23 protein-coding genes are annotated in these 25,501 nt (G+C 47.1%); 14 read left to right on the top strand and 9 right to left on the bottom strand.

Going from position 1 to position 25,501, the window contains the following annotated elements; translation table 11 throughout:
- The first annotated feature begins 11 nt into the window (after nt 1-11).
- The 6 genes from glpK to OWN49_RS04540 all read left to right on the top strand — a co-directional run bounded on the left by glpK (nt 12) and on the right by OWN49_RS04540 (nt 7,640).
- The gene (gene glpK, locus OWN49_RS04565) at nt 12-1,502 is read left to right on the top strand and encodes a glycerol kinase GlpK (protein ID WP_007610291.1); all 1,491 of its coding nucleotides are present in this window, start codon (nt 12-14) and stop codon (nt 1,500-1,502) included.
- Nucleotides 1,503-1,640: 138 nt separating this feature from the next.
- Nucleotides 1,641-3,308: a glycerol-3-phosphate dehydrogenase gene (glpD, locus tag OWN49_RS04560; protein WP_003155341.1), complete on the top strand. Its 1,668-nt coding sequence runs from the start codon at nt 1,641-1,643 to the stop codon at nt 3,306-3,308.
- A 139-nt stretch (nt 3,309-3,447) separates the two neighbouring features.
- Nucleotides 3,448-5,190: a phospho-sugar mutase gene (locus tag OWN49_RS04555; RefSeq protein WP_071392057.1), complete on the top strand. Its 1,743-nt coding sequence runs from the start codon at nt 3,448-3,450 to the stop codon at nt 5,188-5,190.
- A 145-nt stretch (nt 5,191-5,335) separates the two neighbouring features.
- Nucleotides 5,336-6,472 (top strand): GAF domain-containing sensor histidine kinase, encoded by a 1,137-nt coding sequence (locus tag OWN49_RS04550; RefSeq protein ID WP_077721991.1) that lies wholly within the window; start codon nt 5,336-5,338, stop codon nt 6,470-6,472.
- The gene (locus OWN49_RS04545) at nt 6,472-7,119 is read left to right on the top strand and encodes a response regulator (protein ID WP_176283217.1); all 648 of its coding nucleotides are present in this window, start codon (nt 6,472-6,474) and stop codon (nt 7,117-7,119) included. Before OWN49_RS04550 ends, OWN49_RS04545 begins: the two co-directional genes overlap by 1 nt.
- On the top strand, nt 7,116-7,640 hold the full coding sequence (locus OWN49_RS04540) for an NADPH-dependent FMN reductase (protein ID WP_128574732.1): 525 nt from the start codon (nt 7,116-7,118) through the stop codon (nt 7,638-7,640). Before OWN49_RS04545 ends, OWN49_RS04540 begins: the two co-directional genes overlap by 4 nt.
- Nucleotides 7,641-7,653: 13 nt before the next feature.
- Here OWN49_RS04540 and OWN49_RS04535 read toward each other — a convergent pair whose 3' ends face one another.
- The gene (locus OWN49_RS04535; RefSeq protein ID WP_003155335.1) at nt 7,654-7,896 is read right to left on the bottom strand and encodes a YhdB family protein; all 243 of its coding nucleotides are present in this window, start codon (nt 7,894-7,896) and stop codon (nt 7,654-7,656) included.
- A 191-nt stretch (nt 7,897-8,087) separates the two neighbouring features.
- Here OWN49_RS04535 and OWN49_RS04530 point away from each other — a divergent pair, with 191 nt between their 5' ends.
- Complete coding sequence (locus OWN49_RS04530) at nt 8,088-8,411, top strand: DUF3889 domain-containing protein (RefSeq protein ID WP_003155332.1); 324 nt, start codon at nt 8,088-8,090, stop codon at nt 8,409-8,411.
- A gap of 42 nt (nt 8,412-8,453) precedes the next feature.
- On the opposite strand, the gene OWN49_RS04525 is transcribed toward OWN49_RS04530, so the two are convergent.
- The 3 genes from OWN49_RS04525 to OWN49_RS04515 form a co-directional block, all read right to left on the bottom strand.
- Entirely contained in the window at nt 8,454-9,899 is a 1,446-nt protein-coding gene (locus tag OWN49_RS04525; RefSeq protein WP_077721993.1) for a C40 family peptidase, read from the bottom strand.
- 179 nt (nt 9,900-10,078) lie between these two features.
- Nucleotides 10,079-10,513: a nitric oxide-sensing transcriptional repressor NsrR gene (gene nsrR / locus OWN49_RS04520; RefSeq protein ID WP_007610306.1), complete on the bottom strand. Its 435-nt coding sequence runs from the start codon at nt 10,511-10,513 to the stop codon at nt 10,079-10,081.
- A 134-nt stretch (nt 10,514-10,647) separates the two neighbouring features.
- Nucleotides 10,648-12,162: a mechanosensitive ion channel gene (locus OWN49_RS04515; protein WP_176283218.1), complete on the bottom strand. Its 1,515-nt coding sequence runs from the start codon at nt 12,160-12,162 to the stop codon at nt 10,648-10,650.
- 169 nt (nt 12,163-12,331) lie between these two features.
- Here OWN49_RS04515 and OWN49_RS04510 point away from each other — a divergent pair, with 169 nt between their 5' ends.
- Entirely contained in the window at nt 12,332-13,738 is a 1,407-nt protein-coding gene (locus OWN49_RS04510) for a SpoVR family protein (RefSeq protein ID WP_043866955.1), read from the top strand.
- Between the two features lie 37 nt (nt 13,739-13,775).
- On the opposite strand, the gene OWN49_RS04505 is transcribed toward OWN49_RS04510, so the two are convergent.
- The gene (locus tag OWN49_RS04505; RefSeq protein WP_077721994.1) at nt 13,776-15,155 is read right to left on the bottom strand and encodes an alkaline phosphatase; all 1,380 of its coding nucleotides are present in this window, start codon (nt 15,153-15,155) and stop codon (nt 13,776-13,778) included.
- A 458-nt stretch (nt 15,156-15,613) separates the two neighbouring features.
- Between OWN49_RS04505 and OWN49_RS04500 the strand changes: the two genes are divergently transcribed.
- Nucleotides 15,614-16,438: a C40 family peptidase gene (locus tag OWN49_RS04500; protein ID WP_024085067.1), complete on the top strand. Its 825-nt coding sequence runs from the start codon at nt 15,614-15,616 to the stop codon at nt 16,436-16,438.
- A gap of 67 nt (nt 16,439-16,505) precedes the next feature.
- Here OWN49_RS04500 and OWN49_RS04495 read toward each other — a convergent pair whose 3' ends face one another.
- Nucleotides 16,506-17,381, bottom strand: a complete 876-nt coding sequence (locus tag OWN49_RS04495) for a LysR family transcriptional regulator (RefSeq protein WP_015239479.1) — start codon at nt 17,379-17,381, stop codon at nt 16,506-16,508.
- Nucleotides 17,382-17,490: 109 nt separating this feature from the next.
- Here OWN49_RS04495 and OWN49_RS04490 point away from each other — a divergent pair, with 109 nt between their 5' ends.
- The 4 genes from OWN49_RS04490 (at nt 17,491) to OWN49_RS04475 (ending at nt 22,746) form a co-directional block, all read left to right on the top strand.
- Nucleotides 17,491-18,594: a citrate synthase/methylcitrate synthase gene (locus OWN49_RS04490; protein ID WP_024085068.1), complete on the top strand. Its 1,104-nt coding sequence runs from the start codon at nt 17,491-17,493 to the stop codon at nt 18,592-18,594.
- A gap of 79 nt (nt 18,595-18,673) precedes the next feature.
- Nucleotides 18,674-19,543: an SDR family oxidoreductase gene (locus OWN49_RS04485; protein WP_176283219.1), complete on the top strand. Its 870-nt coding sequence runs from the start codon at nt 18,674-18,676 to the stop codon at nt 19,541-19,543.
- Nucleotides 19,544-19,872: 329 nt separating this feature from the next.
- Nucleotides 19,873-21,276 carry an amino acid permease gene (locus OWN49_RS04480; protein ID WP_014304702.1) on the top strand — a complete coding sequence of 468 codons (1,404 nt, stop codon included), beginning with the start codon at nt 19,873-19,875 and terminating at the stop codon, nt 21,274-21,276.
- A gap of 114 nt (nt 21,277-21,390) precedes the next feature.
- Nucleotides 21,391-22,746, top strand: coding sequence for a sodium-dependent transporter (locus OWN49_RS04475; protein ID WP_070081565.1), 1,356 nt, complete (start codon nt 21,391-21,393; stop codon nt 22,744-22,746).
- A gap of 36 nt (nt 22,747-22,782) precedes the next feature.
- On the opposite strand, the gene OWN49_RS04470 is transcribed toward OWN49_RS04475, so the two are convergent.
- From OWN49_RS04470 to sigM, 3 genes are read right to left on the bottom strand one after another with little or no spacing between them, the layout of a single operon-like run.
- Complete coding sequence (locus OWN49_RS04470; RefSeq protein ID WP_003155315.1) at nt 22,783-23,073, bottom strand: anti-sigma-M factor; 291 nt, start codon at nt 23,071-23,073, stop codon at nt 22,783-22,785.
- Nucleotides 23,061-24,137 (bottom strand): anti-sigma factor, encoded by a 1,077-nt coding sequence (locus OWN49_RS04465; protein ID WP_109955173.1) that lies wholly within the window; start codon nt 24,135-24,137, stop codon nt 23,061-23,063. Before OWN49_RS04465 ends, OWN49_RS04470 begins: the two co-directional genes overlap by 13 nt.
- Complete coding sequence (gene sigM, locus OWN49_RS04460) at nt 24,127-24,618, bottom strand: RNA polymerase sigma factor SigM (RefSeq protein ID WP_003155312.1); 492 nt, start codon at nt 24,616-24,618, stop codon at nt 24,127-24,129. Before sigM ends, OWN49_RS04465 begins: the two co-directional genes overlap by 11 nt.
- A gap of 238 nt (nt 24,619-24,856) precedes the next feature.
- Here sigM and OWN49_RS04455 point away from each other — a divergent pair, with 238 nt between their 5' ends.
- Nucleotides 24,857-25,456, top strand: a complete 600-nt coding sequence (locus OWN49_RS04455; protein WP_003155309.1) for a lysophospholipid acyltransferase family protein — start codon at nt 24,857-24,859, stop codon at nt 25,454-25,456.
- Nucleotides 25,457-25,501: the final 45 nt, after the last annotated feature.

Below are 25,501 nucleotides of genomic sequence, written 5' to 3'. Positions count from 1 at the left end.
AGAGCGGCATCATGGAGACCTATATTTTATCAATTGACCAAGGCACAACAAGTTCAAGAGCGATTCTTTTTAATAAAGAAGGAAAAATCGTGCATTCCGCTCAAAAGGAATTCACACAGCATTTCCCTCAGCCGGGCTGGGTGGAGCACAATGCGAACGAAATCTGGGGATCGGTGCTCGCCGTTATCGCGACTGTGATTTCCGAGTCCGGAATCAGCGCTGATCAAATTGCCGGTATCGGCATCACGAACCAAAGGGAAACGACGGTCGTATGGGATAAAGATACCGGAAAGCCGGTATACAATGCGATTGTGTGGCAATCGAGACAAACATCCGGCATTTGCGAAGAGCTTCGTGAAAAAGGATATAATGATACATTCAGAGAAAAAACGGGACTTTTGATCGACCCTTATTTCTCAGGAACGAAAGTCAAATGGATTCTTGACAATGTAGAAGGCGCGCGGGAAAAAGCGGAAAACGGAAATCTTCTGTTCGGAACGATTGATTCATGGCTCATCTGGAAAATGTCCGGAGGCGCGGCGCACGTAACGGATTATTCAAACGCTTCAAGAACGCTGATGTTTAATATCCATGAATTAAAATGGGATGACGAGCTTCTTGATATTTTAGGCGTGCCGAAATCCATGCTGCCGGAAGTGAAACCGTCTTCTCATGTGTACGCGAAAACGGTTGATTATCATTTCTTCGGTAAGAACATTCCGATTGCGGGAGCGGCCGGAGACCAGCAGTCTGCGCTGTTCGGTCAGGCGTGCTTTGAAGAAGGCATGGGGAAAAACACATACGGCACAGGCTGCTTTATGCTGATGAATACCGGAGAAAAAGCCATCACTTCTGATCACGGCCTTCTGACGACAATCGCCTGGGGATTAGACGGAAAAGTCGAGTATGCATTGGAAGGAAGCATCTTTGTCGCAGGTTCTGCCATCCAATGGCTGAGAGACGGCATGCGGATGTTCCAGGATTCGAAAGAAAGCGAGACATACGCAGAGCGTGTGGATTCCGCTGACGGTGTTTATGTCGTGCCCGCTTTCGTCGGATTGGGCACACCGTACTGGGACAGTGACGTGCGCGGCTCAGTTTTCGGCCTGACACGCGGAACGACGAAGGAGCATTTTATCCGGGCCACGCTTGAATCTCTCGCATATCAGGCGAAAGATGTGCTTGATGCCATGGAGGCTGATTCAGGCATCTCTTTAAAAACATTGCGTGTAGACGGCGGAGCGGTAAAAAATAACTTCCTCATGCAGTTCCAGAGCGACTTGCTTGATGTGCCGGTCGAACGTCCGGAAATTAATGAAACGACGGCGCTCGGTGCCGCGTATTTGGCCGGAATCGCTGTCGGCTATTGGAAGGACAGCACTGAAATCGCCGATCAGTGGAACCTTGATAAGCAATTCAAACCGGAAATGGAAGATGAAAAACGCGATGAATTGTACGGCGGATGGAAAAAAGCAGTAAATGCAGCTATGGCTTTTAAATAAGATAAAATTATGGTATACTGAAAACAAGTTAATAGGAACGGTCCTGAGATGAGGAGAGACCACAGCACCAAAGTGATGACATGCGCTTTGGCTGTTGTGGTCTCTTTTTCTATACCGTGACAACAAGGAGGAAGCGTAATGATGAATCACCAATTTTCAAGTTTGGAACGGGATCATATGCTGGAAGACATGACTAAAAAAACATACGATCTGTTTATTATAGGCGGAGGTATTACGGGTGCCGGTACGGCGCTTGACGCTGCTTCAAGGGGAATGAAAGTCGCTTTGAGCGAAATGCAGGATTTCGCGGCCGGCACATCAAGCCGATCCACAAAGCTTGTCCACGGCGGTTTGCGTTATCTGAAGCAATTTGAAGTCAAAATGGTGGCTGAAGTCGGTAAGGAACGCGCCATCGTGTACGAAAACGGCCCGCACGTCACGACGCCGGAATGGATGCTGCTGCCGTTTCATAAAGGCGGCACGTTCGGTTCATTCTCTACTTCCATCGGCCTGCGTGTGTATGACTATTTAGCGGGAGTAAAAAAATCAGAGCGCAGAAGCATGCTGTCTGCTAAAGAAACGCTGCAAAAAGAGCCGCTCGTCAAAAAAGACGGCTTAAAAGGCGGAGGCTATTATGTAGAGTACCGGACGGACGATGCGAGACTGACGATTGAAGTCATGAAAGAAGCCGTTAAATTCGGTGCGGAGCCTGTCAACTATTCTAAAGTGAAAGAACTGCTTTATGAAAAAGGAAAAGTTGTCGGCGTTTTAATTGAAGATCTGCTGTCAGGCAAGGAATACAAAGTGTACGCCAAAAAAATTGTCAATGCGACAGGTCCGTGGGTCGACGAGCTGAGAGAAAAAGACCACAGCAAAAGCGGAAAACATCTCCAGCACACAAAAGGGGTCCATCTCGTATTCGACCAATCCGTATTCCCGCTTAAACAGGCGGTGTACTTTGATACGCCGGACGGCCGGATGGTGTTCGCCATTCCGCGTGAAGGAAAAACATATGTGGGTACGACCGATACGGTTTACAAACAAAAACTTGAGCACCCGCGCATGACGGTGCAGGATCGCGATTATGTCGTCAGCTCCATCAATTATATGTTCCCGGAACTGAACATTACGGCGGACGATATTGAATCAAGCTGGGCCGGCCTCAGACCGCTTATTCACGAAGAAGGGAAAGACCCGTCTGAGATCTCCCGTAAAGATGAAATCTGGACATCTCAATCAGGCCTGATTACGATCGCCGGAGGAAAACTGACGGGCTACCGTAAAATGGCTGAGCACATTGTCGATCTTGTCCGCGACCGCTTGAAAGAAGAGGGCGGCCAGGACTTCGGCGGCTGCAAGACGAAGACGATGCCGATTTCCGGCGGACATGTCGGCGGCTCTAAAAACTTCGAGTCATTTGTGGAAGCAAAGACAAAAGACGGCTTGAAAATCGGTTTATCACAGGAAACCGCTAAGCAGTTAGCCATCAGATACGGCTCTAACGTTGAAAATGTATTCAGCCGGATTGAAGGCCTGAAAGATGAAGCGGAAAAACGCCAGATTCCGGTTCACATTCTGGCGGAAGCGGCTTACAGCATCGAAGAAGAAATGGCTGCGACACCTGCCGATTTCTTCGTCCGCAGAACGGGAAGACTGTTCTTCGACATCAAATGGGTGCAAACGTATAAAACGGCCGTGATTGATTACATGAGCGACCGATTCCAATGGAATGACGAAACGAAAGAAAAACACACTGAGTGGTTAAATACGCTGCTGCACGACGCGGTTGTTCCGCTCGAACAATAATAACCGGAGGGCTGTGCCGAAAAGGCATGAGCCCTTCTTTTATCTTTTTACATAAAGCATTTGGTTAAGTTATCAAGTGACACGGGCAGCCGCTTCATATTAAAATATGGTCATAAGCTGAAATTATAGGAGGACGAACATGAGTTGGAGTAAGAGTTACGAACGCTGGAATCAGGCCGAACAATTAGATTCAGAATTGAAAAAATTATTGGCGGACGCAGAAGGAAACGAGCAGCTGCTGGAAGATTTTTTCTACAAAAATCTTGAGTTCGGAACAGGAGGCATGAGAGGAGAAATCGGGCCGGGTACGAACAGAATGAACATTTACACGGTCCGCAAAGCATCCGCCGGACTTGCGGCGTATATCGCGAAACAGGGGGAAGACGCGAAAAAAAGAGGGGTTGCGATCGCATATGACTCCCGTCATAAATCTCCTGAGTTTGCGATGGAAGCTGCAAAAACCCTTGCTTCCCAAGGCATTCAAACATACGTATTTGATGAGCTCCGCCCGACGCCTGAGCTGTCTTTTGCGGTGAGAAAGCTGAACGCTTATGCCGGCATCGTCGTGACGGCCAGCCATAACCCGCCTGAATATAACGGATATAAAGTGTACGGCGATGACGGCGCACAGCTGCCGCCGAAAGAAGCGGACATCGTCATTGCGGAAGTGAATGCCATAGAAAATGAATTAACGATTCAAGTTGAAGATGAACAGTCGCTGAAAGAAAAAGGTTTGATTAAAATAATCGGTGAAGAAATTGATAAACCGTATACTGAAAAACTGACTTCCATCTCCGTACATCCCGAGCTTTCGGATGAAGTGGATGTCAGCGTCGTGTTCACTCCGCTGCACGGCACGGCAAATAAACCGGTGCGCCGCGGTCTTGAAGCACTCGGTTACAAAAACGTCACCGTCGTAAAGGAGCAAGAGCTGCCGGACCCGGATTTTTCAACCGTCAAATCGCCGAATCCGGAAGAGCACGCGGCATTCGAATATGCCATTAAGCTCGGAGAAGAACAAAATGCCGATATTCTCGTCGCTACGGACCCGGATGCCGACCGTCTCGGCATTGCCGTAAAAAACAGCGAAGGCAAGTACACAGTGCTGACGGGAAACCAGACAGGCGCGCTTTTATTGCATTACCTGCTTTCCGAGAAGAAAAAACAGGGCACCCTTCCTGAAAACGGTGTCGTCATGAAAACGATTGTCACGAGCGAATTGGGCCGCGCCGTCGCTTCATCGTTCGGATTAGATACGGTTGACACGCTGACAGGCTTCAAATTTATCGGTGAAAAGATCAAAGAATATGAAAAATCAGGCCAATACACGTTCCAGTTCGGGTATGAAGAAAGCTACGGCTACTTAATCGGCGATTTCGCGCGTGACAAAGACGCGATCCAGGCTGCGCTGTTAGCCGTCGAGGTATGCGCCTTTTATAAAAAGCAGGGCATGTCGCTTTATGACGCGCTGCTGTCCATTTTTAAAGAATACGGATATTACCGTGAAGGCTTGAAGTCATTGACGTTAAAAGGAAAACAGGGAGCAGAGCAGATTTCCGCTATCCTGACTTCATTCCGAAACGATCCGCCGAAGCAGATGGCCGGAAAACAAATCACGCAGGCTGAAGACTATTCAACGGGAAAACGGACTGTATTTGCCGATCATCATGAAGAAGATATTGATCTGCCGAAGTCAAATGTCCTGAAATATTTCCTTGAAGACGGCTCTTGGTTCTGCCTTCGTCCATCAGGAACGGAGCCGAAAGTGAAGTTCTATTTCGCCGTGAAGGGAACTTCTTTACAAGACAGCGAACAGCGTCTTGCCGCATTATCTGAAGCCGTCATGAAAACGGTGGATGACATAGTGGAAAAAACGAAATAAACAACAAACCGCCGGAAGCGACATCCGGCGGTTTTTTTATACGCCTCATCCGAAAGTATGAGGAAAATTCATGCTGAAAACAAAGGAATATACAGAAAAGAATTGATATAATATGGATAATTCTGATTGGCCGGAGTGAGGGAAATTGACGAAAACGACGGTAGAAACGTTAAAAACGTTAAAAGCGATTGCGGAAACCTTAAACCAAAACCACGATTTAAAGGAAGCGCTTGATAAAGTGCTCCGCGAACTGCTCAGCCTGACCGGACTGCAGACAGGGTGGATTTTTCTGATTGAGCCGGACGGGTCTTATACGCTCGCCGCATCCGCTTATTTACCGCCGGCTCTCGGTCAGCGGGAAAATGCACTCATGTGCAGCGGAGAATGCTATTGTCTGACCAAATTCAGCAATGGCGGATTGACAAAGGCCGTAAACATAATGAATTGTAAACGGATTGAATTTGCGGAACAGACGACGAACTGCCGCGATACGGAGGGCATTACCCATCATGCGACCGTACCGCTTGAGGACGGCGGCCGGAAGTTCGGTTTATTAAACGTCGCCGCAAGTGAAAAGACATTTTTCAACGAAGAAGAACTGCATCTGCTTGAAGCGGTTGCATTTCAAATCGGAACGGCGATTCAGCGGATGAAATTGGCCGAATTTGAGCAGCAGAACGCCCTGTTGATGGAAAGAAGCAGACTTGCGCAAGAGCTGCATGATTCCGTCAATCAGATGCTGTTTTCTGTCAGCTTAACGGCAAAAGCCGCAAAGAGCTTTACAGATGATGATCGGCTCCGGCAGATGATTACGTTTATTCAAGAGCTGTCTCAGGATGCGCTAACAGAAATGAGGGCGCTCATTTGGCAGCTGAAGCCGGAAAGTTTAACGAAAGGGCTGTATGCGTCTATCAAAAGCTATGCCGCTCTTATCGGCCTGGAAGCCGTTTGTGAAACGGAGGATGAGCTGGAGCTTACGGATGAACAGGAACACGCGCTTTGGCGGATCGCCCAGGAAGCCTTGAATAACTGTAAAAAGCATGCGGGAACGGACCGGGTTATCATTTCCGCCGTTAAAAAGCCGGGTTGCGCTGAGCTTCACATTAGCGACCGTGGAGCGGGCTTCAGCGCTGATGCGCATGCTGTGCTCCCATCGCTCGGCGTGGCCGGCATGAAAGCGCGGGCTGAAGCGATCGGAGGCCGCTTTACACTGCAATCCGAGCTTGGCGCCGGAACGATTGTCTCCGTTCGGCTTCCGTTTCGGGACAGGAGGTCTGATTGATGAAAATTGTGATTGCTGATGATCATCATGTTGTCCGCAAAGGACTGCGCTATTTCTTCGCCACTCAGGAAGACATTGAAGTTGTCGGTGAGGCGTCCACCGGTGCTGAAGCGCTTCAGCAAGCTGAAAAGACGGAGCCGGACATCATTCTGATGGATTTATCAATGCCTGATATGGACGGCATAGAAGCGGCAAAAATCGCGGCTGAACGATTTCCGGACATCAGTATCGTCGTTTTGACGAGCTATTCTGATCAGGAGCACGTCATTCCCGCCCTTAAAGCCGGCGCAAAAGCGTATCAGCTGAAAGACGCTCAGCCCGATGATTTAGTGAAAACGCTCCGGGAAGTGTATTCCGGACGTTACCGGCTGTCGGCGGATATTGTGCCTCACGTGCTGACCCATATGGTTCAGGATGATCAGGATAAGGAAAAATATTATCAGCTGACCCCCCGTGAAAAAGATGTTCTTCAAGAAATAGCCAAAGGAAAAAGCAATAAGGAAATTGCGGCGGCCCTGTTTATTTCAGAAAAAACAGTGAAGACCCACGTGTCCAACCTGCTGTCAAAGCTGAATCTTTCCGACCGGACGCAGGCGGCATTGTATGCGGTAAAATATAATGTTTTTGGAAAGGCGGTAAAATCATGAGCATATTAGTGATCAGCGGCACACCGAGAAAAAACGGGCGGACTAGAATTGCCGCTTCTTATATCAGAGATCGGTTTCATACCGATTTTATTGATTTGAGCGAAAGTGAACTGCCGCTTTATAACGGTGAAGAAGAACAGAACGAGCTGTCTTCAGTGCAAAAGTTAAGGCGGCAGGTGAAAAAGTCGGCGGCCGTCGTCTTATTATCTCCCGAGTATCACAGCGGCATGAGCGGCGCTTTAAAAAACGCCATCGATTTTTTAAGCAGCGATCACTGGGCATACAAACCGGTGGCCATCATTGCCGCGGCGGGCGGAGGAAAAGGAGGCATGAACGCGCTGGCGAATATGCGGACGGTCATGCGGGGCGTCTATGCAAATGTCATCCCGAAACAGCTGGTCTTAGACCCGATTCACATCGACATGGAGCGCCGGACCGTATCTGAGGATATGGCGGTCAGCCTGAAAGACATGATCGAAGAGCTGAATATGTTCACAAACACAAGAAATCCCGGCGTCTGACGCCGGGATTGTTTTATGTCAGCATGGCTAATTGATCTTCATAAGCGAGTTCTGTCGCATGATCAATATACCCGAGTAGGGAATACAGCTCTTTTTCAAGCACCGCATGATCGTATTCGAAATGATACGCGTGCAGAAAGTGCTCAATACGCTTTGATAATAAATCATCTTTTGTACGAACCATCAAAATTAATAAATTGTCCCATTGAGACCGGTGTGTGTAATACAAGGCTTTATCATAATCGGCATGATCCATCTTACGCTTCTCCTTTCAATGAGAAGTTCTCCGTTAGTTTATGCCGCCGAAGCCCGGATGCAACGGGGGAAAACTTGGTGTCCTTATCATTGCGGCATAGCAATATGAGGGAGACATAAAATAAAACCGCATATCCGTCTCTTCTTTGGACACGCTAAGATTGACAAAAAACGACTCAGGAGAACATAAAGATGAAATCCCTTCCATTTGCGCTTGCCCTCTTGTTTTGCGGCATTCTCATTGCCTCTATCGCTGAAAAAGGGCATACAGAACACCTCGATCCGTCAGTTGAAAAATGGGAACAGCTCGCATGGAACCAGCTTGAACGTGAATACAAGGGGGCCGAGCTTACCGATTATTCGTACATGGGCCGTACAAAAGTGAACCGGGAACAGACGAAAGACGTGTTTCGCGTAACGGTGCAAACCGCAAAAGAAACGTTTTCATCCCGTGCTGAAGTGTATTTCCATCCCGTAACAAAACACGTGATCAGCATCAATATTTTCAGACTGTAAAAAAGCTGCACAGCCTTATGCGGCCGTACAGCTTATCAGATATCAGAAGAAACGTTTTGCGCCGAGGTAGCGCTGTTTCCAATAGGAATTGTTCATGCTGGAAATAACGACACCCGAATCGTTGGCATTAATAAACTGGCCGTTCCCGAGATAAATACCGACGTGGGAAGGTCCGGCTTTATAAGTTGAGAAAAAGACAAAGTCACCGACCGCCGGCTGGCTGACTGATGTCATCGTATTCCAGTAGCCTGCGGCTGAAAGTCTGGATACAGAAGTGACCTTATTGAGAACGTAATAAATGAAACCGCTGCAGTCAAAGCCTCTCGGCGTCGTCCCGCCCCATACATACGGTACGCCCAGCTGAGCTTTTGCGGCATCGATCATTACATTAATCTTCGCGCTTGTTGAACCTGTGCCGCCGGACTGATTCGGTGTCGTGTTTGTCTGCTGCCCGGTAATCGTCAGCTTCTGTCCGATTTGTAGAACGTCTGTTTTCAGATTGTTTTTCTCGCGGATCTGCTGGGCGGTTACATTGAACTTTTGGGCGATCACCCATAAAGAATCCCCGCTTTTCACGGTATATGTAGTGGTTTTCCCTGTATTTCCGGACTGGTTCGGAGCTGACGGTGAAGACGAAGAGCCGGAAGAAGACGTTTTGGTCAGCTTCAGCACTTGTCCGACCCGCAGCATGTCTGACGTCAGTTTGTTGATGCTTCTGATTTGCTGAACCGTCATATTGTATGCGTTTGCGATTTTCCAGAGTGAGTCTCCGCTTTTTACTGTATAGGAGGACGTTTGCGTCTGGTTTTTATTTTGGTTTGAATTGTCTTTTGACGGCGTGTTTCCCGAAGAAGACGTTCCTTTTGTTTTCAGGACTTGGTTTACGTAGATCGTATCCGTTTTTAAGTTGTTTAATACTTTGAGTTCCGCAATGGTCATATTGACGCTGTTTGCGATCTTCCATAGGGAATCGCCGAGTTTTACTTTATAGGTCCCGGAAGATGATGACTGATTTTTGCTGCTGTTTGAGCTGCTGCCCGGCGCGGTTTTTTTCTGATCGGTGCTTGAGGAAACTTTCCCCGTCACTTGCAGCTTCTGTCCGGCGCGGATTAAGTCGCTTGTCAGACCGTTCAATTTTTTCAGTTCCTGTACGGACATTTTAAAATCAGATGCGATCAGCCACAGCGAATCGCCGTTTTTCACTGTATAAACGCTTTTAGTCGTGCCGCTGTTCTTTGAAGATGGCTTTTTGCTGCCGGAATCTGATTTGCCGTTAGGGATGGTGAGCGTCTGCCCGATAGAAATAACGGTGGATTTTAGATGATTCGCTGATGTAATGGCATCCACGCTTGTATTGTAGTTTTGGGCAAGCTTCCATAATGAATCTCCGCTTTTAACCTTAATCGTTTGTGCTTCTGCCGGTGTTACAGCTAACGCAGACCCGACGATCGCAGATGCAGTCAAACCGACCGCTACCTTTTTTTTCATAGTGAATCTCCCTTTTCCTGCGATAATTTTTCTATCCCCATTCGTTGCAGCCGCAAGGTGAGGATATCAGTAATGATAATCTTTATATCGGCACTTGTCTGCAATCGTTTATCATATTAATAGAAATAGTCCTTTTTTCTTATGCCGGCATAAAAAAAAGAAGGAATGCGGACATTCCTTCAGCTTCTGAGCAGTCTCATAATCTCCTCTTTGTTTTTGACCAGATCCCTTAACGTATATTTGTCTAAAACGGCCAGGTAAGCTTGCAGGGCTTCATTCAGAAGGTTCTTTAAGTTGCAGGCGGGAGATATGATACAGAGATTTTTTTTGGAGTCAAAGCATTCTACGATGTTAAAGTCGTCTTCTGTATTTCGAACGACTTCTCCAATGTTTATGTCTTCCGGTGTCATTCCTAATCGAATTCCGCCTCCCCGGCCCCGGATCGTTTCGACATACCCGAGCTGGCCGAGACGGTAAATGACTTTCATGAGGTGGTTTTTAGAGATGGAATAAGTATCTGCGATTTCTTTTATGTTGGAAAGTTCGTCGGAATGTCTGGAAGCCAAAAAAATCAAAACGCGTAAAGAGTAATCGGTATAGTTCGTTAATTTCATAGAATGACCTCGAAAAAAGAGATTTTGCTTCTGTTACAGTCTATCATATATGAATCTAAAATGAAAAAAAAGGAATTTGCTCCCTTAACTTTTAAAAAAAAACGTGCGCTCCTTCTGAGCACACGTTTTTTTCGTTAAGACATCGGCGGCTTACGATCGTCAGCCGATTGATGTTTTTCAATTTTGCGATCCAATTTTGCGAGATAACGGGAGGCAAATTCTTTTCCGCCAAGCCCGAATGAAAGTCCGAAGGCAAGCGCGAAACCGCCCAGAATCAGAATAAACGCGGCATTTACGATCGTGTCGGCGACACCGAGCTGATCCAGCGCCATAAAGATTGAGAGAGTGATAATGGTATATTTGGCAAGCGGGGCCAGGAATCTGAATTCCTTTCCGCTCAGCATGCCGGCAAGCAGCCTGCTGACGAGCTGTCCGGCCAAAAGTCCGATTCCGAGAATAAATACAGCGGCCAGAACATTAGGCAGGTAAGCGATAATACCGGTTGCGATAACGACGAGAAATTCGAGATGAACAAGCTGCAGCGCCTCTGCCGTAAAGAGCAGGACGATGATGATCTGAACAATCATGCCGACCGTCTGAGAAAGCGTCAGCTTCGGGGTGCCCGCCTGTTCAAAGCCCATTTTACCGAGAAGAGAGTCGAAACCGGCCCGGTGCAGGAGCCCGGATACAATGCTGTTGACCCATTTTCCGACCCAGATGCCGGCGATGATCAGCACAATACCGATGATGATATTAGGTAGCATTGTGAAGACCGTGTGCAGCATGGCTGACGCCGGTTCAGAAATACCCGCCACATCAAGCCGGTCAAGCGCAGAGATGATCACCGGAATGAAAATCAGCACGTAGACAATCGTTCCGATGATTGCCGACAGGCTCGTATCCTTCAGATAAATTGAAAGCCCCATACGTGCGGCGAGCCTTTCCGTGCCGATACTCGCCAGAAAGTTTGTGACGATATCACGGACGAGACGGGCAACAAGCCAGCCGATTAAAACAATCAGCGCCGCGGCGAATAATTTCGGTATAAAGGACAAAACGCTTTGGATCATATTTGTAAACGGCCCTGATACTCCGCTGATTTGGAGAGCGGACAAGACGCCGGGCAGGAACAAGAGCAAGACGAAGTAAAAAACGATTCGTGAAGCGGCCGTAACGGATCTGCTCATCTCCGCTTCTTCAGACACCATTGTCCATTTTCTGAGCCGGGCGTTTTCAGCGAGTTTCATGCCCGCTTTTTTGACGAGATAGCTGAAAAGCGAAGCGGCCGCCCAGCCCACGAGCAGAATCAAGCCGGCTTTTAAGACGCTCGGCACAGCCGCCGTTATCGCCGACAGCATGCTGACAAAAGGCGAAGCCACGGTTGTCAGATGCAGAATGTTAAAGAATAGAATAAAAACGATGATTAATGCGATAAAATAAATGACTTTACTGATGACTTTTTCTGAGGAATAGCGCGCCGGCTTTTTTTCGGCGAAGAGCCTGTCGTCGATTTTTGTTTTTTGCAGGCCTTTGTATACGGCTTTTTCAATGATTTTGGCAATGCCCCAGCCGATAAGCAGGACGAGCAGTGCAATGATCAGATTCGGGAGTTTGTTGAGATACGTCGTAAGCATGTCTGCTGTATTCAAGTAGAATCGCTCCTTTTCTTTTTGGGGTATGGTGTGTGTTTTACCCACTTACATATAAAGCAAACGGGGCGGATGTGCCGAAAGTTTTCAGTCGGAAACCGGCCTGTTATTTCATCTTTTGAGAGGAGGGGTCATACATTATAAATAAGTCCAAGTAGGGGGGATTCGCTTGAACGCGGAGGAGACAAAAGGTTTACAGCGGGCAATTGAGGAAATAACCGACATTGCGAAGGGTTTCGGCCTTGATTTCTACCCGATGAGATATGAAATTTGCCCGGCTGAAATTATTTATACATTCGGCGCGTACGGCATGCCGACGAGATTCAGCCACTGGAGTTTCGGCAAACAATTTCATAAGATGAAACTCCATTATGATCTCGGTTTGAGCAAAATTTATGAACTTGTCATTAATTCCAACCCTTGCTACGCTTTTTTGCTGGACAGCAATTCGCTGATCCAAAATAAATTAATTGTAGCTCATGTTCTTGCCCATTGTGATTTTTTCAAAAATAACTGCCGCTTTCAAAATACGAACCGGGACATGGTTGAGAGTATGGCGGCTGCGGCGGAGCGGATTAAGCATTATGAAAGAATTCATGGGATAAAAGAGGTGGAGTCCTTTTTAGATGCCATTCTGGCGATTCAGGAGCATATCGATCCGTCGCTTGTCAGGCCGAAGCTGCTGTGGAGCGTCGATGACGAAGAGGAGGACGAAGAAGAAACCGCGCCATCGCCTTACGATGATTTATGGGGAATGGATAAGCCGAAGCAGGTGAAAAAGAAAAAAGGGAAAAAACCGTTTCCGCCCCGGCCGGAAAAAGATATTCTGCTGTTTATCGAAGAACATTCGCGGGAGCTTGAACCGTGGCAGCGTGACATTTTAACCATGATGAGAGAAGAAATGCTGTATTTCTGGCCTCAGCTGGAAACGAAAATCATGAACGAAGGCTGGGCATCCTATTGGCATCAGCGGATTATCCGCGAGCTTGACCTGACTTCAGATGAAGCCATCGAATTTGCGAAGCTGAACGCAGGCGTCGTTCAGCCGTCAAAAACGGGAATCAACCCGTATTATTTAGGGCTGAAAATTTTTGAAGACATCGAAGAGCGTTATGACAACCCGACAGATGAAATGAAAAAAACAGGGGTAAAGCCCGGTTCCGGCCGCGAGAAAATGTTTGAGGTCAGGGAAATTGAATCGGATATCTCATTTATCCGCAATTATTTGACGAAAGATCTCGTCATGCGTGAGGATTTGTATTTATTCCAAAAGCAGGGCAGGGACTATAAAGTGATCGACAAAGAATGGAAGGCCGTGCGCGACCAGCTCGTGAACATGCGGGTCAACGGGGGATTTCCTTATCTGACCGTCAATGACGGGGATTACCTGAAGAATAATGAGCTTTATATTAAACATTGGTATGAGGGAATTGAGCTTGATCTGAAATACTTGGAGAAAGTGCTGCCGTATCTGTACCAGCTGTGGGGCAGGAGCGTGCACATCGAATCTGTTCTTGAAGACAGAGAAGTGATGTTCTCGTATGACGGCAAAGGAGTGCACCGGAGATATCTGTAAAAGAAGAAAGGATGCGGGGAAACCCCCGCATCCTTTTTTATTTTCCGTGTTTCAGGATGTGAAAAATCTTTTTGGCCTGGTCCGTGTTGTTTAAAAGCCCCGTAAATGACTCTCTTCCCGGACCGTATGCGTAAACGGGAACTTCTTCGCCCGTATGATCGCCGGTTGTCCAGCCGCTGTTGGTTTTCGCATTAAAAAGCTTAATGATCGATTTGTAGACGCTCTTGTCAGCATCCTGTTTTGCGGCCGTTTCGATCTGTTTAATTTCAGCTTTTGACCATTTCAGGTCTGTATAACGCGCAAGCACGGAAGATACGGATTTGCCCGCTTTGATTTGGTCAGCCATAAATGCCGGGGTTTTCTTGGCGGCAAGAATCGGTTCAACATGCCAGTTTTTATCGTCATTTGCGCCGATCGTCAATCCGCCGGTGGTATGATCAGCCGTGGCAACGACAAGCGTATGTTTGTCCTTTTTGGCAAATGCGATCGCTGCTTTATATGCTTTTTCAAAATCCTTCATTTCACTCATTGCGCCGACTATATCATTGTCATGTCCCGCCCAGTCTATTTGGCTGCCTTCGACCATTAAGAAGAACCCTTTTTTATTCTTGTTCAGCCTGTCGATCGCCGCCGTTGTCATGTCTTCTAATGAAGGGACGGCGTTTGACCGATCGATTGCTTTATCGAGTCCGCCATCGGCAAACAGGCCGAGAATCTTCTTGTTACGATCTTTTTTCAGCTCCTGTTTTGATGTCACATAGCTGTATCCCGCTTTTTTGAAATCCTTTGTTACATTGCGGTCTTTACGGATAAAGTTTGATTTGCCGCCTCCGAGGAGCACATCGACTTTTTGTTTTCCGTTGATGCGGTCATCAAAGTAGCTGCTTGCGATGTCATCCATATTCTTTCGGGATTTGTTATGGGCTCCGAATGCCGCAGGGGTGGCGTGGGCAATCTCCGAAGTTGCGACAAGTCCGGTGGATTTCCCTCTTTGTTTCGCTTCTTCGAGGACGGATTTGACCCGCTTTCCTTTTTTATCGACTCCGATCGCCGCGTTATACGTTTTCACGCCCGTAGCCATTGCCGTGCCAGCCGCCGCGGAATCGGTAATATTGGAATCAGGATCGTCAGGATAAGTCATCATCATACCGGCGAGATTGGGGTCGAATGCCGTCAGTTTCATACCATCCGAAGGCTTTCCTTTGTTAATGACCGAACGGTAGGCGTTCATATAGGGAGCGCCCATTCCGTCGCCGACCATGAAGATGACGTTTCTGATCTCGTTTTTGTCAGGCTGTTTTTTTGCCGCAGCCTGTTCAGAGTGCTGAAACCCCGCGCCCGCAATCAGACCGGCTGTCAGCACGGATACGGCTGCCGCCGGCAGAAGTTTTGATCGAACCTGTTTAAATAGACTCATTCTCACTCGTCCTCCTTTAATCGTGTCTGCATGTCTAATGGTAGGGGGTGTTTGTAAAGAGCGCCTGTTTCTCCTGTAAATTTCAGGTGAAACATTGTTAGAAATGTAAATTCCGGTGTAACTTATGTTTTCAAGAAAGGGTGAAAACCATTCACTTTTTTGAAAAAGACGAGGATTTTTTTAACAAGGAGTTATTTGGAAAGTAAACTTCTTTGTTTTTCCAAAATACGAGGATCACAGGAAAAAAACATGACAAATTGACTCGTTTTTCGTCACGTTTGAAATCAAATTGAAATATTTAATACCCTTAAAAACTTTTTTCAAAAACGAATTAGTAAGAAATTTGTCACGGGAAGTCAAGTCTATTTCTAGTGGAAATTGAACCTTATAATAGGAAACAGATAAAAACATTAAAAAAGAGACACATAAAATAGATAGAATCATTCAGGGAGGAAAATATGAAAAAGCAACTTGTTACAGCAACAACGGCAGTGGTTTTGGGGACGACTTTGTTTGCGGGCGCGGCATCTGCGCAAACGATTAAGGTAAAAAAAGGCGATACATTATGGGGACTTTCAAATCGGTATGGAACGTCAATTAATTCCATTAAATCTGAGAACAAATTAAAATCGGATATCATTTACATCGGTCAGACGCTTTCGATCAACGGTAAATCATCTTCAGGTTCAAATTCGGGCAGCAAGTCATCATCGTCTACATATAAAGTCGTAAAAGGCGACAGCCTTTGGAAAATTGCGAATAAATATAAAATGACGGTAAACCAATTAAAAAGTTTAAACGGTTTAAAAACGGACCTGATCCGCATCGGGCAAGTGCTTAAAGTAAAAGGATCAACTTCCGGTTCAGCGTCTTCAGGATCTTCGTCATCAAAGAAGCCTTCATCCAGCCATAATATTGCACAGACGAGCCTGAATGTAAACAAGCTGATTTCTGATGCGCAATCTTTAATCGGCACGCCGTATGTATGGGGCGGAACAACGACTTCCGGCTTTGACTGCAGCGGATTTATCTGGTACCTGTTAAACAAACAGACGAGTGTCGGCAGAACAAGCACTGCGGGATACTGGAGCTCAATGAAGAGCGTGTCCAGCCCGTCAAGAGGAGACTTCGTCTTCTTTACAACATATCAGGCCGGCCCTTCACACATGGGTGTGTACATCGGAAACAACAAGTTCATCCATGCCGGTTCTGACGGCGTCACAACAAGTGATCTGAATAACAGCTACTGGAAGCCGCGCTACCTGGGCGCGAAAAGATTCTAGCAGTGAGAGAACCCGTTCATCCGAACGGGTTTTTTATTTAGACGGGGCAGAGCTCCATTTGTTTCACCTAAAAATGAAAATGTGATAAAAAATCTAAAAAGGTTTTCTTTTTTTCATTTTCATAGAGGGCGATGGCGTACGCGCCCGCGCTCGGCATCTGGGCGAATTCGCACGGAATTTCAATCATGCTGCCTGCGGCGAGTTCGGACCGTACCGCTGACAGCGGCAGAAATGAGACGCCCAGCCCCTCTTTAATAAATCGTTTCGTAATATGCGTCTGTGTCACCTTCATTGTTCTGACGAAAGGGAACTGTATTCTGACCTGGCGGAGCAAATCATCCCAATAGTCAGGATGGTTATGGGTCAAAAGCAGATATTGTCCGAACAGGTCTTTCACTTCATCCGCCTTCCCTGTCCCGGGTTTTCGGCCGGGTGGCGCGACGAGGACAACGGGGTCATTGTACAGGGGGCGGCAAGTGAGGGAAGATGATTGCACCTTTAAACAGCTCAGTCCGATATCGGCTGAGCCGTTTCTGATTTGAGAGGCGATTTCTTCCGATTCGAAAATGGTGACCGTCATTTCGGTTTCTTTATTGTCCTCTGTATAACGCTTCATGACAGACGGGAGAACGGTGTCGGCGATAAGCGGCGAAACAGCGAGTGTCAGCGTGTGCGAGTAGCCCTGGCGCACCCTGTGCAGCTCCGCCATGCTGTTTTCATAGTCTTCCAAAAGTCTCATGGCAAACGGCACGTATGCTTTTCCTTCTTCCGTCAATTGTATTTTCCGGCCGCTCCGCTGAAACAGCTTGCAGCTGATTTCTTTCTCTAATAATTTTATATGAACGGTGACGGTCGGCTGAGATAAAAAAAGCGTTTCCGCCGTTTTTCTGAAATTCTCGTATTTTGCCGCGGTGACGAAGGTGTGAAGCCATTTAAAATCCATAGATGCACTCCTCTGATTAAAAGTTTTAATTAATTCCCTTAAAAATATTCATTATTTTTTAAATATTATATTTACTATAATAACAGAAAGAGGATAAGGGGGAATGAAATTGATTTATCGTGGATTGAAAGGGATTACTTGTGCAGAAACGGCGATCAGCCACATTGACGGAGAAAAGGGGCATTTAATATATCGCGGCTATGACGCGAAGGATATCGCATTGCAATTCAGTTTTGAAGAAGCGGCGTATCTCATTTTGAACGGGGCGCTTCCTGATGAGCGGCAATTGCTTGCGTTTCAGGAAGAACTTGCAGCCGAGCGCGGGCTTCCGAAACATTTGATCGGCTTACTGGAAACGCTTCCGGATGAAATGGACGACATGGCGGTGCTGAGAACGGCTGTTTCGGGTTTGGGCACAGATTCATTTACATATCCGCCCAAGCCGGAAGAAGCGATTAAACTGATTGCCGTCACACCGACGATTATTGCGTACAGATATCGCCGTAAACAAGGGCAGGAAGCGCTGTCACCTGAGGCGCGATACGGACACGTTGAAAACTATTTGTATATGCTGACAGGCAGGCAGCCGTCCGCAGCCCAAAAGAAAGCGCTTGAGACGTATATGATTCTGGCGATGGAACACGGGATGAATGCATCGACTTTTTCAGCGAGAGTCACGGTTTCGACTGAATCGGACTTAGTGTCTGCCGTCACTGCCGCACTGGGTACGATGAAAGGGCCGCTGCACGGAGGCGCGCCTTCAGGCGTCACGAAAATGCTTGAAGACATCGGGGAAAAAGAAAATGCAGAAGCGTATTTGACAGCGAAGCTTATGAGGGGAGAACGCCTGATGGGCTTCGGGCACAGGGTGTACAAAACAAAAGACCCGCGGGCGGAAGCGCTGCGCATAAAGGCTGAAGAAGTGGCGGGAAATGATCCGTCGCTTGACTTGGCGCTTTATGTGGAGAAGGAAGCCATCCGCTTGTTAGAGCAATATAAGCCCGGACGGAAGCTGTATACGAATGTGGAGTTTTACGCAGCGGCTGTGATGCAGGCCATTGATGTCGACAATGATTTATTTACGCCGACCTTTTCAGCAAGCAGAATGGCAGGCTGGTGCGCACATGTGCTTGAACAGTCCGCTGACAACATGATTTACAGACCGTCTGCGAAATACACCGGCGCTTTTCCCGAAACGGCTCAGCAGCTTTAATTACCGGCATATTTGTCCGTTTAACTCCCCGCACTGCGTGGTATCGTCTCAGTAATACCAATTGCAGGAGTGTGAGAATATGAATCCGATAGACAGACAGACGGAAGGACAAAAGCCGCAGGTGCAAAACCGCCAGCCCGGAATGGAGTCAGACATGGAGCCGAAGCCGCTCTTGGAGGACCCGGATGTAAAAGGGTCGGGCAGATTAAAAGGAAAAGTCGCCGTTATTACGGGCGGAGACAGCGGCATCGGCGCAGCGGCTGCGATCGCTTACGCGAAGGAAGGGGCGGATCTTGCCATCCTGTACCTAGACGAACATGCCGATGCCGAGAGAACGAAAAAGCGTGCGGAAGAATACCAGGCCGAATGCCTGTTAATTCCGGGAGACGTCGGTGATGAGGCGCATTGTCAGAAGGCGGTCCGGCAAGTCTTAGATCACTACGGAAAAATAGAAATTCTCGTTAATAATGCGGCTGAGCAGCATCCGCAAAACGGGATTCTTGATATTACGGCTGAACAGCTGGAGAAGACATTCCGTACAAACATGTTTTCTATGTTTCATATGACTAAAGCTGTGCTGCCTCATCTCAAAAGAGGGAGCGCCATCATTAATACAACGTCGATTACCGCTTATCAGGGAGACACATCATTGATCGACTATTCGTGCACGAAAGGCGGCATCGTTTCCTTTACGCGTTCAATGGCGATGTCATTGGCCGATCAGGGGATCAGAGTAAATGCGGTGGCACCCGGGCCGATCTGGACCGCCCTGATTCCGGCAACGTTTACTGAAGAAAAGGTGGAAAAGCACGGTCTGGACACTCCGATGGGAAGACCGGGACAGCCTGTGGAACACGCCGGAGCTTACGTGCTTCTGGCTTCAGACGAATCTTCCTATATGACTGGGCAGACCATTCACGTAAATGGCGGCAGGTTTATTTCAACATAATACGCAAGTCTTATCCCGCGCTTTTAAAAAGTGCGGGATTTTTATTTGATTACATATGAATACGATTTTTAAAAAATGGAAGTCTCCAGCCGAATCACCAATGTTAATATTTCACAGCAGAGAATCCGCTGAGTTCTGTTTTATGAAAACTGAAATAATATATAGAATTTTCAAAAAGTTATTTTCATTTTTATATTTTTCGCTATAATATGATGTAGGAGAAAGGAATGATGTGCTGAAACATTTCATGCGAAAAATAAGAATTTAGTCATTATTGCTATTGTTATCTGAATATTCTAACATATATTGATTTACAAGGAGTGAAGCAGATGAAGGGGAGCATATTCAGAAAGAAAAGCATTCAGGACCTGCTTGCCGCAACGGGCGGGGAAAAGTCGCTGAAAAGAGAGTTAGGGGCCTTTGATTTGACCCTTCTGGGGATAGGGGCCATCATCGGAACGGGAATTTTTGTATTAACCGGAACAGGCGCTGTCACGGCGGGACCGGGGCTGACCGTTTCATTTGTCATCGCCGCTCTTGCGTGTTTATTTGCGGCTTTATCATATGCCGAATTTGCTTCAAGCGTCCCGGTTTCCGGTTCCGTCTACACGTTTACTTATGCGACACTGGGTGAACTTCTCGCATTTATCATCGGATGGGATTTAATCTTAGAATATATGCTCGCCGTCAGCGCGGTTTCGGTCGGCTGGTCCGGCTATTTTCAATCATTCTTGGCGGGCTTCGGCATTCATCTTCCGACCGCATTAACGGCCGCGCCGGGATCTATTAAAGGCACGGTCACATTCTTTAATCTCCCCGCATTTGTTATCGTGCTTGCGATTACATTCCTCCTCTACTTAGGCATTAAGGAATCGAAGCGGGTCAATAATATTATGGTCATTTTGAAGGTTCTGGTTGTTCTATTGTTTATCGCCGTTGCGGCCGTATATGTCAAACCTCACAACTGGCAGCCGTTTATACCGATGGGGTTCGGCGGTGTTTTCAGTGCCGCGGCGCTCGTTTTCTTCTCTTTTATCGGTTTTGACGCCGTCTCTTCTGCCGCTGAAGAAACGAAAAATCCGGCGAAGGATCTGCCGAAAGGAATTATCTTTTCATTAATCGTCTGCACTGTGCTGTATGTGACCGTATCGGCGATTATGACGGGCGTCGTTCCGTTTGCCCGCTTTGAAGGCGTTGACCATCCCGTGTCTCTCGTCCTGCAGATGGCCGGACAGAATTGGGTGGCCGGGATTATTGATATCGGTGCAGTGTTGGGAATGACAACGGTGATGCTCGTCATGCTGTACGGCCAGACGAGGGTGATGTTTGCCATGTCTCGTGACGGTTTGGTGCCGGGGGCGCTTTCAAAAGTCCATCCGAAGCATAAAACGCCGCACGTGGTGACATGGGTGTTCGGCATCCTGTCGGCATTACTCGGCTCACTCGTCCCGCTTGATGAGCTGGCGAAGCTGGTGAACATCGGCACGCTTGCCGCATTTGTCCTGATTTCAGTAGCGGTTATCGTATTGAGAAAGAAACAGCCTGATCTGCCAAGAGCTTTTAAATGTCCGGGGGTTCCCTTTATTCCGATATTATCCATTCTGTTCTGCGTATTTTTAATTATTAACCTTGGCGCCACCACCATATTCCGTTTCTTTATCTGGCTGATCATCGGTCTGGTGATTTATTTCTTATATTCGAGAAAGCATTCGAAATTAAACGGGGATTTGTAAGGAGCGGCACCCGCCGCTCCTTTTTATTTTTCGGAATAATGAAACATATTGAAATGGGCTTAAGTTATCGCAGTGAATAAGGGATAATATAGGGCGGAAGGGAAGTGGAAAGTCGTGTCTGACCAAAAAAGGGTTCAATGGGCCTCAAAAATAGGATTTATTATGGCCGCTGCCGGTTCGGCGATCGGCCTGGGAGCCATTTGGAAGTTCCCTTACGTAGCGGGTACGAACGGAGGAGGCGCTTTTTTTCTTGTATTCGTCCTCTTTACCGTGCTTTTAGGCTATCCGCTTTTGCTCGGTGAATTTATTTTCGGAAGACGGAGCCAGACAAATGCGATTGATGCCTACAAACAAGCCGCGCCGAAGTCGGTATGGCACCTCACGGGTTATGTGGGTGTGGCGGCCTGTTTTTTAGTTTTGTCTTTTTACAGTGTTGTCGGCGGGTGGATTTTGCTTTATGTGTTAAAAGCTGTTACGGGTTCTTTATCCGGGCTCACTCAGGAGCAGTACGGAACGGTGTTCGGGACGGTCATTGAAAATCCGATCCAGACTCTCGCCGCGCAGCTTGTATTTATGATCTTGACCGTGGCGGTCGTCGCAAAAGGCGTGCAGAAAGGGATTGAACGTGTCAGTGCGGTGCTGATGCCGGTTTTATTCGTGCTGTTTCTATTGCTTGTGCTGCGATCAGTCACGCTCGATCATGCCGTTGAGGGGATTAGATTTTTATTGGTTCCGCACTTTGAAGATTTGACGCCGGAATCCATCCTATATGCTTTAGGACAGGCGTTCTTTACATTAACGCTCGGCGTTTCGGTCATGGTGACATACAGTTCGTATCTGCCGAAAACCCAAAACCTTCCGGGATCGGCGGGTTCCATTGTTGTGATGAATGTGCTCGTCACGCTGTTTGCGGGACTGGCCATTTTTCCGGCGGTTTTTTCGTTCGGATTTAAACCGGATGAAGGGCCTACACTGCTGTTTACCGTACTGCCGGCTGTGTTTGACCGGCTGCCGTTCGGCTCGCTGTTTTTTATCAGCTTTCTGGCGGTCTTTTTCTTTGCCGCGCTGACTTCGGCCTTTTCGATGGTGGAAATTATCGTAGCGACTGTCGGGAAAGGTGATGAAACGAAAAGGAAGAAGCTGTCGTGGACAAGCGGTCTGCTCATTTTCTTAGTCGGAATTCCGTCGTGTTTATCATACGGTGTGCTCGGTGATGTTCATTTGTTCGGAAAAACGTTTTTTGATCTAGCGGATTTCACAGTGAGCAATGTGCTGATTCCGCTCGGCGCTTTATTAATATCAATCTTCATCCCGCTGAAAATACCGAAGCGGGAGCTGTTCGCCGAGATGAAAAGCGGTTCCGCCATCGGCTATCGTTTCTTTCAGGTGTGGTATTTCCTTCTGAAATATCTCGTGCCGCTGGCTATCATCGTCGTATTGCTGCATTTAATCGGCGTTCTTCCATTTTAAAAAAACAGGCCCCCGTAAAAGGGCCTGTTTTTATGTTTAAAAACCGAATTGCAGATTCGTATCAACGGCAACGATCGTATATACACAGACAATGACGAAAAGGTTGAGGATGACACCGAGCAGTCCCGGGCCCGTCCGTCCTTTTTTAATAAACAGCTCAATGATGCCGAACGGCACGGCGGCCATCGCAAACGGCAGCATCTGATAAGAATAGAAAGTCACATTGCTGATGATTGCCACGTTCAAAAGCAGCAGCGACAAAATCGCGGTACCGACTGATATCCAGCCGAAAACATTATGCTCTTTAAAAATTCTTACCAATTCCATAATTCCACCTCACCGATGTTTGCTGCTTTTACTGTTTTGTTTTTCAGCAGACGTTCGATTTCTTTTGTCGGCCCCGTCACGACAGAGCCGTATACGTTCATTCCGTGATGTTCAACATAGTCGATTCGGCTGCCAAGATTCATGTCTTTGCGTTTCGATATTGCATGAGCCCATTTTTTATGGCGGGACATAAATTCAAGGGCATTGATAAATTGTTCACGGTCTGTCTGTCCTTGCGTTTCGAAAGAGGACACCATCTTGGAATCTTTCCCGGGAAATCCTAACGGCTCGGCATAAGGACTGTCTTTCAGATTTTTCTCCGTTTCGACCGCGTTCCATAAAAACTTCACATCGTATTTTTTAAAAGTTGAATATACTTGGGAAGAAGGGTAGGCCCGGTCATAAGAAAGATAGACCTCCGCCACGCTTCCTTCAGGCAATTTTTTTAATGTCTGTCCGGCTTTGTCAATCGTGCGTTCCTTTAAGCCGGAAGGATGGGCGAAATAATGTTTTGACTGTGCCGCGTCTAGATCATAGTAGTTAACGGCAGGCGATTTGACCTTATCTAAAAACATTTCAATCCGTTCTCCGCCGACGGATTTCGTTTTTGTGCCGATCTGCTTTTGCAGCGGAAACTCTGTATTCATTCCAAACAGCTTCACCTGGCTTTTCAGTCCGGAGGTATCGACGAGGACGTTCGGCATGGTGGTCGCGACCGTCACGGCCGCGGTTTCCATTAATTGATTGCCGGTGCTTTCCTTTCCTCCCAGACCGTAATAGAGGTAGCTTCCCAAAGTGCAAAGCGGCAAAATCATCAAAGTGGAGATGACGGCGAGAACTGAAATCCGCAAATACGATTTGCGTTTTCCGTATGACAAAATGGCCTTCTGTTTTTCCGGGCTGATGCCGACGTCCCATTCCCGGTCGTCCTGCATTTCGCTTTCAATCAACTCCTGATAGACTTCCAGCTTTTCCAGCTCTTCTTCAAAGGCGGCCATTTCCCGGTCGCTCATTTCTCCATTTTTGTATTGGTAAAAACGCTTTTTAAATTCTTCATTCATCATTAACACCTCTATTATAAAGTGCTTTCAGCCGCTGTCTGGCACGAAATAAAACACTTTTAAAATTAGCCTCTGAAATATTCATAATATGGGATGCTTCTTTGTAATTCAGTTCTTTTAAATAATACAGTGTTAAGGCCTCCCGATAATTGTCGGGAAGTTCGGACATATACCCTGTCAGCACTTCCTTGATTTCAATCTGATGAGCCGGGCTTTGAACAGCCGTCTGAAAAAGGCTCCCAATTAAGTCATCGGAAATGGTCACTTCCTTTTTATGTTTTCTGACATAATCTATAAACGCATTTCTCGCCACTTGAAAAAGCCATGGCTTTACTTTGCTGTGGTCGTAGGAGTGAATGTGTATGTATGCCCTCATAAAGGTTTCCTGCAGCAAATCTTCAGCGAGATGCTTGTCTTTTGTCATGGAGAGCAGGAACCGGTAAACATCATTCATATACATTTGGTAAATTTCATCGATCGTCACTGCCTTTTCTCCCCTCTATGTTATACACGCATAAGAAAGGTTTAAAGTTGCACGTTCCATGCAAACGGCTTAAATTCATTTTCACCTCATCAAACACCATTTCTCTATAGTACCCAAAATCCGTCATAAAAGATAGAGATCGGCGGAGGAAAAATATATTTATTAGTACCAGGTAATAAAAAATATTGTTATAATAGAGAGAGAACACTTTTGATCATTACAACAAAGGAAGTGCGTTATGTATAAGTTTTGTGCAAATGCCATCAAATTCATTCTTTCTCTGCGCGGAGGAGTCAAAGTATACAATAAAGAGAATCTTCCGTCTGATAAAGGATTCGTTATCGCGTGCACGCATGCGGGCTGGGTGGACGTCCTCACGCTCGGTGTCGGGATATTGCCCCATCAGATTCATTATATGGCGAAAAAAGAGCTGTTTCAGAAAAAGTGGATCGGAAGTTTTTTAAAGAAGATTCACGCGTTTCCGGTTGATCGTGAAAATCCGGGTCCGAGCAGCATTAAAACGCCGATTAAGCTACTGAAGGAAGGGAAGATTGTCGGGATTTTTCCGAGCGGCACGAGAACTTCTGAAGACGTCCCGCTGAAAAGAGGGGCCGTGACCATCGCCCAAATGGGGAAAGCGCCGCTCGTTCCGGCCGCATATAAAGGGCCGTCTACGGGAAAAGCGCTGTTTAAAAAGGGAAAAATGCGGCTTATCATCGGCGAGCCGATTTTTTTGGAGGACTTTTCCGATCTTGCGCCGAAGGAGAGGCTTGCGGCCATGACAGAAGAGCTGAATGCCAGAATTAAAGAGCTTGAGAAAAAACTTGAACAACTGTAAATGAAAAAAAGCTTGCCGTCTGTATCAGACGCGCAAGCTTTTTTG

The organism is Bacillus sp. NEAU-242-2 (genome assembly GCF_027853835.1).
Lineage (GTDB): Bacteria > Bacillota > Bacilli > Bacillales > Bacillaceae > Bacillus > Bacillus velezensis.
Note: the sequence above shows the minus strand (reverse complement) of the source record. Positions and strands in the feature narration are given on the sequence as shown.

Excerpts from the sequence above, each read along its gene's own strand:
- glpK (WP_007610291.1), top strand. The coding sequence starts at position 12 with ATGGAGACCTATATTTTATCAATTGACCAAGGCACAACAAGTTCAAGA.
- glpD (WP_003155341.1), top strand. The coding sequence starts at position 1,641 with ATGATGAATCACCAATTTTCAAGTTTGGAACGGGATCATATGCTGGAA.
- OWN49_RS04555 (WP_071392057.1), top strand. The coding sequence starts at position 3,448 with ATGAGTTGGAGTAAGAGTTACGAACGCTGGAATCAGGCCGAACAATTA.
- OWN49_RS04545 (WP_176283217.1), top strand. The coding sequence starts at position 6,472 with ATGAAAATTGTGATTGCTGATGATCATCATGTTGTCCGCAAAGGACTG.
- OWN49_RS04540 (WP_128574732.1), top strand. The coding sequence starts at position 7,116 with ATGAGCATATTAGTGATCAGCGGCACACCGAGAAAAAACGGGCGGACT.
- OWN49_RS04535 (WP_003155335.1), bottom strand. The coding sequence starts at position 7,896 with ATGGATCATGCCGATTATGATAAAGCCTTGTATTACACACACCGGTCT.
- OWN49_RS04530 (WP_003155332.1), top strand. The coding sequence starts at position 8,088 with ATGAAATCCCTTCCATTTGCGCTTGCCCTCTTGTTTTGCGGCATTCTC.
- OWN49_RS04525 (WP_077721993.1), bottom strand. The coding sequence starts at position 9,899 with ATGAAAAAAAAGGTAGCGGTCGGTTTGACTGCATCTGCGATCGTCGGG.
- nsrR (WP_007610306.1), bottom strand. The coding sequence starts at position 10,513 with ATGAAATTAACGAACTATACCGATTACTCTTTACGCGTTTTGATTTTT.
- OWN49_RS04505 (WP_077721994.1), bottom strand. The coding sequence starts at position 15,155 with ATGAGTCTATTTAAACAGGTTCGATCAAAACTTCTGCCGGCGGCAGCC.
- OWN49_RS04500 (WP_024085067.1), top strand. The coding sequence starts at position 15,614 with ATGAAAAAGCAACTTGTTACAGCAACAACGGCAGTGGTTTTGGGGACG.
- OWN49_RS04495 (WP_015239479.1), bottom strand. The coding sequence starts at position 17,381 with ATGGATTTTAAATGGCTTCACACCTTCGTCACCGCGGCAAAATACGAG.
- OWN49_RS04485 (WP_176283219.1), top strand. The coding sequence starts at position 18,674 with ATGAATCCGATAGACAGACAGACGGAAGGACAAAAGCCGCAGGTGCAA.
- OWN49_RS04480 (WP_014304702.1), top strand. The coding sequence starts at position 19,873 with ATGAAGGGGAGCATATTCAGAAAGAAAAGCATTCAGGACCTGCTTGCC.
- OWN49_RS04470 (WP_003155315.1), bottom strand. The coding sequence starts at position 23,073 with ATGGAATTGGTAAGAATTTTTAAAGAGCATAATGTTTTCGGCTGGATA.
- OWN49_RS04465 (WP_109955173.1), bottom strand. The coding sequence starts at position 24,137 with ATGATGAATGAAGAATTTAAAAAGCGTTTTTACCAATACAAAAATGGA.
- OWN49_RS04455 (WP_003155309.1), top strand. The coding sequence starts at position 24,857 with ATGTATAAGTTTTGTGCAAATGCCATCAAATTCATTCTTTCTCTGCGC.